The following is a 9,324-nucleotide window of genomic DNA, read 5'->3' as shown; positions in this document are numbered from 1 at the left end:
ATTTAGGAGCGGGATAATCTAGCTTAGCCATGATTTCTTTATGTGTACCAGCATCTAGAACATCCAAAATCGTAATGTTAGGGTCTTTGATTTCCAGTAAGTTTGTGATAAAATTTAATTGTTCCATAAGATTCTTTCTAATGATGGTTTGATCGCTTTTCATTATAGGTCTTATGGGACTTTTTTTCTACAACAAAATAGGCTCCATAATTCCTAAAGTGATTTTACCCACTACAGAAATTATAGAGCCAGTATGTGCAAGCGTACTCTCTTTTTTCTTGCAAAGGATAAAAGCCGTATAGATTGTAGTAGAAAAAGGTATTCATTTTGGGACTTAGCCTTTTATAGATTCTCTATCAGATATTTTTTTCTTTTCCTAGCCAATAGCCATCTATTATGGTAAAATAGTAAGGATGAAATAAGGAGAGAGAAAATGGTTCAACCAAAATATAAACGTGTCTTAATTAAGTTGTCTGGCGAAGCCCTCGCTGGTGAACGTGGTGTTGGAATTGATATTGCAACGGTTCAATCTATTGCGGAGGAAATTAAGGAAGTTCATGCAACAGGGGTAGAAATTGCTCTTGTCATTGGCGGAGGTAATCTCTGGCGTGGAGAGCCAGCAGCAGAAGCAGGTATGGATCGCGTGCAGGCAGATTACACAGGCATGTTAGGAACAGCTATGAACGCCCTTGTTATGGCGGATGCCTTGCTCCAAATTGGGGTAGATACGCGTGTTCAGACCGCTATTGCTATGCACCAAGTGGCAGAACCTTATGTTCGTGGTCGGGCTCTTCGTCACCTTGAAAAAGGGCGGATTGTCATTTTTGCAGCAGGGACTGGTTCACCTTACTTCTCAACGGATACAACGGCAGCTCTTCGAGCGGCAGAAATCAACGCCGAAGCTATTCTCATGGCGAAAAATGGTGTAGACGGTGTTTATAATGCCGATCCGAAGAAGGATCCAAGCGCTGTGAAATTTGCTGAATTGACCCACGTGGAAGTCATCCATAAAGGACTGAAAATCATGGATTCAACGGCTGCTACCCTTTCTATGGACAATGATATTGACTTGGTGGTCTTTAACATGAATGAACCTGGAAATATCAAGAAAGTGGTGCTGGGCGAAGCAATCGGAACAACGGTTTCAAATAAAGCATAAATAGAAAAGGAAAGAAAATCTTATGGCAAATGCAATTGTAGAAAAAGCAAAAGAAAGAATGTCTCATTCGCACCAAAGTTTGGCGCGTGAATTTGGTGCTATCCGTGCGGGGCGGGCAAATGCAAGTCTTCTTGACCGCATTAGTGTGGAGTATTACGGAGTGGAAACGCCGCTCAATCAAATCGCTTCTATCACTATTCCAGAGGCGCGCGTGCTGCTTGTGACACCATTTGACAAATCGTCTATCAAGGACATCGAGCGTGCGATTAACGCTTCTGATCTCGGAATTACACCAGCGTCTGACGGCTCCGTTATTCGCTTAGTTATCCCTGCTTTGACTGAGGAAACGCGGCGTGACCTTGCTAAAGAAGTGAAAAAAGTCGGTGAAAATGCCAAGGTGGCTATCCGCAATATCCGTCGCGATGCTATGGATGAAGCCAAGAAGCAAGAAAAAGCGAAAGAAATCACCGAAGACGAGCTCAAAGGGCTGGAAAAGGATATTCAAAAAGTAACCGACGATGCTGTCAAACATATTGATGAAATGACAGCGAACAAGGAAAAAGAGCTTTTGGAAGTTTAATCTTAAATACTAGAACAAAAGAATTCAACTCAGTTGGCTCAGCTAGCTGGGTTTCTTTAAAAAGGAGAATGGCATGAAGAAGGCTATTGCAAGCAGCATTGCATTTAGAGAAAAGGAAAAATAAGCATGAACACACATTTAGCGACCTTTATCACGGGTCTGGTCATTGATGAAAATCAGGATTTTTACTTTGTCCAAAAGGACGGGCAGACCTACGCTCTGGCAAAGAGTGAGGGCGCGCATGGCTTGGGTGACAGTGTCAAGGGCTTTGCCTATAGCGATGCCAAGCAAAAGCTGCGCTTGACCACGCTTGAAGTAACCGCGACCAAGGAAAATTACGGCTGGGGTGTCGTTACCGAGGTGCGCCGTGACTTGGGTGTCTTTGTAGATACGGGACTTCCTGACAAAGAAATCGTCGTTTCCCTAGATATTTTGCCAGAAATCAAGGAATTATGGCCTAAAAAAGGCGACCAGCTCTATCTTCGTTATGAGGTTGACAAGAAAGATCGCATTTGGGGAATTTTAGCAGACCAGAGCGTTTTTCAAAAGCTGGCGCGCCCTGCCTATGACAATATGCAAAACCAAAATTGGCCGGCCATTGTCTATCGGCTCAAGATGACGGGCACCTTTGTCTACTTGCCTGAAAATAAGATGCTGGGCTTTATTCACCCGAGCGAGCGCTATCAAGAGCCGCGTCTGGGGCAGGTCTTAGATGCGCGGGTCATCGGTTTTCGTGAGGTTGACCGTACTCTCAATCTCTCTATCAAGCCGCGTTCTTTTGAGATGCTGGAAAATGATGCCCAGATGATTGTGACCTACTTGGAAGCTAATAACGGCTTTATGACCTTGAACGATAAGTCTTCGCCTGAAGACGTTAAGGCAACCTTTGGCATTTCCAAGGGGCAATTTAAAAAAGCCCTCGGTGGGCTGATGAAGGCAGGCAAAATCAAGCAAGACGCAAGTGGGACGGAATTGAAGTAAAATTATACTCAGCCAACTTTGATATTAATTGACGATAAAAAACGAACAGACTACTCAGTGAAATCTTGAATAGAACTGCTCGTTTTTTCTTTTTATTCAGCCTCTCAAAAATGGATTAAACATCTTTTCATGAGCAATGGTGGTCTCGTGACCGTGTCCGGGGTAGACATCGTAGTCCTTGGGCAGGGTCAATAATTTCTCCTTGATAGCCGAGATGAGCTGGTCTTGATTGCCGGTGTAGAGATCTGTCCGCCCAATGCTTTCGCAAAAAAGAGCGTCACCCGTAATCACCAAGTGCTCCTCTGGAAAGACAAAAGACACGCCGCCGATAGAATGCCCCGGCGTTTCCAAAACGTAGAAATGAAAACCATCCAAATCATAGTCTTGCTCATAGACGAAGAAATGCTCGGCTGGCGCCAAGACCAGGTCAGCGATATCATCATGGCGGGCTAGACCAGAGAGATTATACTCGGGCGTATACAGCCAAGTCGCTTCGCTCTCGGCTACATAGACAGGGGGCTTGCCAAAAGTCTCCCGCACCAAATCCAAGCTCATAATATGGTCATAATGTGTGTGAGTCAAAAGAATAGCGCTGATAGGCTTGTTGATTTCCTTGATTTTGGCTTGGATACGCTCCCAGTTGCTGCCGGGATCAATGACAATCAGGTGACTGTCATTTTCCAAATAGTAAGTGTTTTCGTAGGCTTGTTCGTTTAAGGTTTTATGTAGTTTCATATTTTATTCCTTCCTAATATAACTGCTCTTTATCAGTCTATCAAAAAGTAAAGAAATTTTCAGCTTTTGTAGATTTTCTTTTGAAAACCTTTTCCAGTTTGGTTCTTTTTCCAAACGTGATATAATAGACCATGTATGGGAAATAAAACTCGAAAATATGCTGTCGTGGATCTAGAAGCAACTAGTGCTGGCAGCACAGCAAAAATTATTCAAGTAGGAATTGTTCTGATTAAAAATGGGAAGATCATTAAACGTTATGCGACAGATGTGAATCCACATCAAGCTCTTGACCGTCACATTATTGAGTTGACAGGTCTGACTGATGAACGGCTTAGTAAGGCACCAGACTTTTCTCAAGTAGCAAGAGAAATTTATGAGCTATTAGAGGGGACGATTTTTGTTGCTCATAATGTCAAGTTTGATGCGAATCTTTTGACAGAGGAGCTTTTTTGGGCGGGTTTTGATCTCCTTGTACCAAGGGTAGACACGGTGGAATTAGCGCAGGTATTTTTTCCGACCATAGATAAGTATGGGCTATCTTATTTGTCAGAAAGACTAGACTTACAACTAGAGCAAGCACACACGGCCATTGCTGATGCTGAAGCTACTGCTCAACTTTTCTTAAAAATCCAAGATAAGATTGCCAGTTTACCCAAAACTCTAGTAGAGAGTTTACTCGCGCGATCAGATAGTTTGGTTTACGAAAGTCGCTTGATACTTGAAGAAGTGTATGAACGTATGCCTAATAATCCACGCCCAGATCTTATTGAGCGACATGGAATTTTTCTTCGTAAGCCGATAAAGGTTTCTAAACCGCGATATTTATCCAGAGATTTTGTGAAAAATTTAGCACTTTTAGGATTAGAGCCTCGTGAACAGCAAGAAATGCTTGCAGCCTATGTTGATCAAGCGTTGAAGCAAGATAAGCCTAGTTTTCTTCAAGCTCAGACCGGCTTGGGGAAAACCTACGGTTATTTGTTGCCATTATTAGCCGCGACCCAGTCGCAGTTGGTTATAACAGTTCCAACGAAGATTTTGCAGGATCAGATTATGCAAAATGAAGCGAAGCGCATTCGAGAGACATTTCAGATTTCCTTTCATAATCTCAAAAGTCCGCATAATTATATCAAATTAGATCGTTTTTATGAGCTGCTACAATCTCCTTTAGCAAATCGCCTCTGGGAGCGAACGAAGCTTTCGCTGTTGATTTGGCTGACTGAGACAAAAACAGGTGATTTGGAAGAAATTGGTCAAAAATATCGTTTCGAATCTTTTTTCAACTTACTTTCACATGACGGGAAGCTCTCTAAAAAGTCCCTCTTTTATGGTGAAGATTTTTGGAACTTAGGTCAAGAACAGGCACGAAAAAGTCGAGTAGTTATTACCAATCATGCTTATTTTTTAACACGATTAGAGGATGATCAGTCGATTCTCAAGGGAAAAGTTTTAGTGGTTGACGAAGCGCAGAAACTTTTTGGCGCCTTAGAAACATTGTCGCGTAAGCGAGTTAATTTGTTGAAGGTTATGCAAGAGATTTCAGAGCTTTTACAAATGCAGCACAACCTTTTGTGGCGTAGGCTCTTAGAGAGTTTGCGTTTTGAATTGCAACATCAGCTAGAGGAATTTCAGTTGACAGGTCAAGCAGGTCTTGATTCTCAGGCTTTGGAGCGCCTGCGGCAAGATTTGCAAGAACTACCGGCAGACTGGTTGCAAGAACTTCGTCAAACTTTAGGAGAGCGATTTGATCAGTTTTGGTTAGCTGAAGAGGTGCTGCCAGAACAGCGCGTGCTTTTACTTGAAGCCGCACGACTAGACTTATTGAATTTCAGTAAACTATTGCCAGAACAAACTCAAATTTTATTGGTTTCTGCAACACTTGAGATTAGCCGCAAAGTCAATCTAGCGAATCTTTTAGGATTTGATAATTGGCAATTTTACAAATTACCCAGTCAAACTAGTCGGCAGCAAGCCCTCTGGTTGGATCGTACCTTTCCAGATGTGACTGAATTATCACAGATAGAGTATGCAAATCTATTAGCGGAGCGTATAGAACAACTAGCAAAGCTCAAGCGTCCGATTTTAGTGCTCTTCACTTCTAAAGAATTACTATTGCAGGTATCTGACAAGTTAGAATTAAGCCATTTGGCTCAATATAAAAATGGTCCAGCCAGTAACATCAAGCAGCGTTTTGATCGTGGTGAAAGCAATATTCTCTTGGGAACCGGTTCTTTCTGGGAGGGAACGGACTTTGTTGAGCAGGAGCAGATTATTCAAGTAATTACACGACTGCCTTTTGATAATCCTGAGGATCCTTTTGTGAAAAAAGTCAATCGCTATTTACGCCTGCAAAAGAAAAATCCTTTTTATGATTACAGTTTACCGCTTGCGATTTTGCGGCTGAAACAAGCGATGGGAAGAACGAGGCGGCGCAAGGAACAACGGTCAGCCGTTCTGTTATTGGACAATCGAATTCGAACGAAAAGGTACAGTCGCCAAATCCGTGAGGCTTTACAACAGGAAGCAGATTTGATGATTGCAACGTTCACCGAGATTATGTCAGATATGCGCAGTTTTTTGGAGAAAAAAGAAAAATGAAAATAAATATAAAGATAAAAAGATATTTACCCGGACTGGCTTTGTCTCTTGTTTTGGCAGGGCTTGCTGTGATTTTAGGAAACTTTTTCCCTTTAGTAGGTTCAAGTGTTTTTGCTATTTTGCTAGGAATTATTGTCAATAACACTCTGACGATTAAACAAGAATATCATCTAGGTTTGGCTTTTGTTGGAAAAAAGTTGCTTCAGTACAGTATCATTCTCTTGGGCTTTAGTTTGTCTATTGCGCAAGTTTCAGCAACAGGTCTATCTTCGCTTAAAATCAGTATTTTAACAATTTTGATCGCTTTTGGTGCAGCTTATTTTCTGGGGCGTTTGCTAGGAGTGAATCGTGTATTGACAACTTTAATTGGTTTTGGGACAGCTATTTGTGGTGGGTCTGCGATTGCAGCAGCTTCTCCTATTTTGGAAGCTAAAGAGGAAGATATTGCTCTTTCTATCTCAACGATTTTCTTCTTCAATGTATTGGCCGTTTTTATCTTTCCGTTTCTGGGACATGTTATGGGAATGTCTGATGCGACTTTTGGAACTTGGGCGGGTACGGCTATTAATGATACTTCATCGGTCGTAGCAGCAGGCTATAGTTACAGTCAGGCTGCGGGTGATATGGCAACGATTGTCAAACTCAGTCGAGCACTGATGATCGTACCAGCGTGTTTGATCTTTGCTGGCTTCCGTTATGCCAAGTCAAAATCAGCTAACCAAACAGTTAATATAAAAAAGATTTTTCCTTGGTTTATCCTCTGGTTTGTTCTAGCTTCCCTTATTGCTAGTTTAGGTTTGCTTCCCTTAGCTATTATCCCTTGGACAAAATTAGCTTCTCAGTGGTTGATGGCAATGGCTTTGGCAGCTATTGGCGCAAGAGTCTCTTTTGCACAATTTAAAGCTGCCGGAGCAGCCCCGCTTTTAACTGGTTTGTTTGCTTGGGTGGCTGTTGCCTTATCAAGTTTGATAATTCAGTATTTTTTGTGATATGAAGTTTTTATTAACTTTTAGAAAGGTTCCTCATGTCCTCTCGCCGTTTTTCGATTGATGATCGAATTGATTACAGTCTAATTTTACCAGTTTTACTTTTACTCTTAATCGGAATCATAGCTATTTATATTGCAGTTAGCCATGATTACCCAAATAATGTTTGGCCTATAGTTGGTCAGCAGGTGGCCTGGATTATATTGGGCGTATTCATTTCCTTTGTAGTCATGTTTTTCAACACTCACTTCTTATACCGCTTAACCCCTTGGTTTTATGTCTTAGGACTGGGATTGATGATTTTGCCTTTGATTTTTTATAGTCCAGATTTGGTTGCCTCAACAGGTGCTAAAAATTGGGTCACAATTCATGGAACAACCCTTTTTCAGCCTTCTGAATTTATGAAAATGTCCTATATTTTAATGCTGTCCCGGGTCAATGTATTCTACATGCAAAAGCATAGGGACAGAGAACGTACGATTAAATTAGACCTTTGGCTGATAGTCCAACTTCTCCTTTTTACCGTTCCTGTCATGTTCCTTTTGTTTTTGCAAAAAGACCTAGGAACAGCCCTGGTTTTTCTGGCCATTTTTGCAGGAATGATTTTGGTATCCGGAGTTTCTTGGAAAATCATTTTGCCTGTAACAGGGACTGCACTGGCTGGTTTTACAGCATTTATGCTCACATTTGCGACTAGAGAAGGGCGGGCTTTTTTCCATCATCTCGGGATGCAGACCTATCAGATTAATCGAATTCTAGCGTGGCTTCACCCATTTGATTATGCCCAGACAACAACTTATCAACAGGCACAGGGACAAATTGCCATTGGTAGCGGCGGTGTCTGGGGGCAAGGTTTTAATGTGTCTAACCTCCTTGTTCCAGTTCGCGAGAGTGATATGATTTTTACAGTTATCGCCGAGGATTTTGGTTTTGTTGGCTGTATCGTCGTCATCGCACTCTATTTTCTCCTTATCTATCGCATGTTAAAAATCACTCTCAAATCAAACAATCAGTTTTACACCTATATTTCAACAGGTTTTATCATGATGTTGCTCTTTCATATTTTTGAAAATATCGGTGCTGTGACGGGAATTTTACCCCTGACTGGCATTCCGCTTCCCTTCATCTCTCAAGGAGGATCGGCAATTATCAGCAATCTCATTGGGGTAGGATTGATCCTATCAATGGGCTATCAAAATAGTCTACAAGAAGAGAAACATATAAAACCTAAACGTATGCGTAAAAAGATTATTCTCAAACAAATGAAATAAAAAGGAGTTTTTCCATGAAAAAAGTAGCACTAATATTGGCTGATGGTTTTGAAGAAATCGAAGCTTTGACGGTAGTTGATGTTTTGCGCCGTGCAGGAATGACTTGTAATATGTTAGGCTTCAGCCCATTTGTGACAGGCTCACATGGTATAGTAGTGAAAGCAGATGCCTTATGGCAAGGAGATTTAGAAGCTTATGATATGGTTGTACTACCAGGTGGCATGCCTGGAGCAACAAATTTACGAGATGACCAGCTTTTAATGACCGCACTGAAACAAATGCAGGAAAAAGGCAAATACGTCGCTGCTATCTGCGCAGCTCCGCTTGCGTTAGCAAAAGCAGGTATCCTTAAAGAACGACATTTCACCTGTTATGACGGGACTGAGGAGCAGATTAAAGACGGTCACTATCAAAAAGAGACGGTTGTTCATGATGACAAACTGATTACTAGTCGTGGGCCTGCAACAGCACTTGCTTTTGCTTATGATTTAGTTGATACTTTAGGTGGAGATGCTGATAAATTACGTGAAGCAATGCTGTATAAGGATGTATTCGATAAATAACGATGTACTTGTAGTATTTGTGTTGTGTCAGAGATAATAAAGGATATAATTTACTATCAATTTTACGAAAAATTCAGTATAAAAATCAAAGTCTGAGAGTTTATTCTCGGACTTTTTCATATTTTTCCGAATTTTAAAAGAAAAAAGGAAAAAGTTAAAAAAAGATCTTGACAAGTTGTTTATGTGATGATATACTGATATAGTTGTCCCTGAGGCAGCAGTAGACCTTTGAAAACTGAACAAGACGAACCAATGTGCGGGGGGTTATACTGAGAGGTATGACTCGTCAAACAAAAGAAAAACAATAAATCTGTCGGTGGACAGAATGAGTGTAGACTCAAACTAATTATATGAGAGTTTGATCCTGGCTCAGGATGAACGCTGGCGGCGTGCCTAATACATGCAAGTAGAACGCAGAGGATTGGTGCTTGCACTAATCTAATGAGTTGCGAAC

General features: G+C 41.4%; 8 protein-coding genes, 1 rRNA gene and 1 pseudogene. 8 read left to right on the top strand and 2 right to left on the bottom strand.

Features of this window, described 5'->3' with window-relative positions:
- Nucleotides 1-127, bottom strand: a pseudogene (locus A3I3_RS10880) (ISL3 family transposase); the annotation flags it as partial.
- Between the two features lie 306 nt (nucleotides 128-433).
- On the opposite strand from A3I3_RS10880, the gene pyrH reads away from it, so the two are divergent.
- The 3 genes from pyrH to cvfB all read left to right on the top strand — a co-directional run bounded on the left by pyrH (nucleotide 434) and on the right by cvfB (nucleotide 2,720).
- Nucleotides 434-1,159 carry a UMP kinase gene (gene pyrH / locus A3I3_RS0108070; RefSeq protein ID WP_018372209.1) on the top strand — a complete coding sequence of 242 codons (726 nt, stop codon included), beginning with the start codon at nucleotides 434-436 and terminating at the stop codon, nucleotides 1,157-1,159.
- Between the two features lie 22 nt (nucleotides 1,160-1,181).
- On the top strand, nucleotides 1,182-1,739 hold the full coding sequence (gene frr, locus A3I3_RS0108065; RefSeq protein ID WP_018372208.1) for a ribosome recycling factor: 558 nt from the start codon (nucleotides 1,182-1,184) through the stop codon (nucleotides 1,737-1,739).
- Between the two features lie 126 nt (nucleotides 1,740-1,865).
- On the top strand, nucleotides 1,866-2,720 hold the full coding sequence (gene cvfB / locus A3I3_RS0108060; protein WP_018372207.1) for an RNA-binding virulence regulatory protein CvfB: 855 nt from the start codon (nucleotides 1,866-1,868) through the stop codon (nucleotides 2,718-2,720).
- Between the two features lie 96 nt (nucleotides 2,721-2,816).
- Here cvfB and A3I3_RS0108055 read toward each other — a convergent pair whose 3' ends face one another.
- On the bottom strand, nucleotides 2,817-3,455 hold the full coding sequence (locus tag A3I3_RS0108055) for an MBL fold metallo-hydrolase (protein ID WP_018372206.1): 639 nt from the start codon (nucleotides 3,453-3,455) through the stop codon (nucleotides 2,817-2,819).
- Between the two features lie 135 nt (nucleotides 3,456-3,590).
- On the opposite strand from A3I3_RS0108055, the gene A3I3_RS0108050 reads away from it, so the two are divergent.
- The 5 genes from A3I3_RS0108050 to A3I3_RS0108030 all read left to right on the top strand — a co-directional run.
- Nucleotides 3,591-6,050: a bifunctional DnaQ family exonuclease/ATP-dependent helicase gene (locus tag A3I3_RS0108050; RefSeq protein ID WP_018372205.1), complete on the top strand. Its 2,460-nt coding sequence runs from the start codon at nucleotides 3,591-3,593 to the stop codon at nucleotides 6,048-6,050.
- A complete protein-coding gene (locus A3I3_RS0108045; protein WP_018372204.1) occupies nucleotides 6,047-7,039 on the top strand; it encodes a YeiH family protein in 993 nt (330 codons plus the stop codon). The genes A3I3_RS0108050 and A3I3_RS0108045 overlap by 4 nt, the downstream gene beginning before the upstream one ends.
- Before the next feature lie 35 nt (nucleotides 7,040-7,074).
- Nucleotides 7,075-8,307, top strand: a complete 1,233-nt coding sequence (locus A3I3_RS0108040) for an FtsW/RodA/SpoVE family cell cycle protein (protein WP_018372203.1) — start codon at nucleotides 7,075-7,077, stop codon at nucleotides 8,305-8,307.
- Between the two features lie 14 nt (nucleotides 8,308-8,321).
- Nucleotides 8,322-8,870: a DJ-1 family glyoxalase III gene (locus A3I3_RS0108035; RefSeq protein ID WP_018372202.1), complete on the top strand. Its 549-nt coding sequence runs from the start codon at nucleotides 8,322-8,324 to the stop codon at nucleotides 8,868-8,870.
- A gap of 346 nt (nucleotides 8,871-9,216) precedes the next feature.
- Nucleotides 9,217-9,324: ribosomal RNA gene (locus A3I3_RS0108030) — 16S ribosomal RNA — on the top strand; the annotation flags it as partial.

This window comes from Streptococcus massiliensis DSM 18628 (assembly GCF_000380065.1).
Taxonomy (GTDB): Bacteria; Bacillota; Bacilli; order Lactobacillales; family Streptococcaceae; genus Streptococcus; species Streptococcus massiliensis.
This window is presented reverse-complemented; position numbering and strand designations above follow the sequence as displayed.

Excerpts from the sequence above, each read along its gene's own strand:
- frr (WP_018372208.1), top strand. The coding sequence starts at position 1,182 with ATGGCAAATGCAATTGTAGAAAAAGCAAAAGAAAGAATGTCTCATTCG.
- A3I3_RS0108055 (WP_018372206.1), bottom strand. The coding sequence starts at position 3,455 with ATGAAACTACATAAAACCTTAAACGAACAAGCCTACGAAAACACTTAC.
- A3I3_RS0108035 (WP_018372202.1), top strand. The coding sequence starts at position 8,322 with ATGAAAAAAGTAGCACTAATATTGGCTGATGGTTTTGAAGAAATCGAA.
- cvfB (WP_018372207.1), top strand. The coding sequence starts at position 1,866 with ATGAACACACATTTAGCGACCTTTATCACGGGTCTGGTCATTGATGAA.
- A3I3_RS0108050 (WP_018372205.1), top strand. The coding sequence starts at position 3,591 with ATGGGAAATAAAACTCGAAAATATGCTGTCGTGGATCTAGAAGCAACT.
- A3I3_RS0108040 (WP_018372203.1), top strand. The coding sequence starts at position 7,075 with ATGTCCTCTCGCCGTTTTTCGATTGATGATCGAATTGATTACAGTCTA.
- A3I3_RS0108045 (WP_018372204.1), top strand. The coding sequence starts at position 6,047 with ATGAAAATAAATATAAAGATAAAAAGATATTTACCCGGACTGGCTTTG.
- pyrH (WP_018372209.1), top strand. The coding sequence starts at position 434 with ATGGTTCAACCAAAATATAAACGTGTCTTAATTAAGTTGTCTGGCGAA.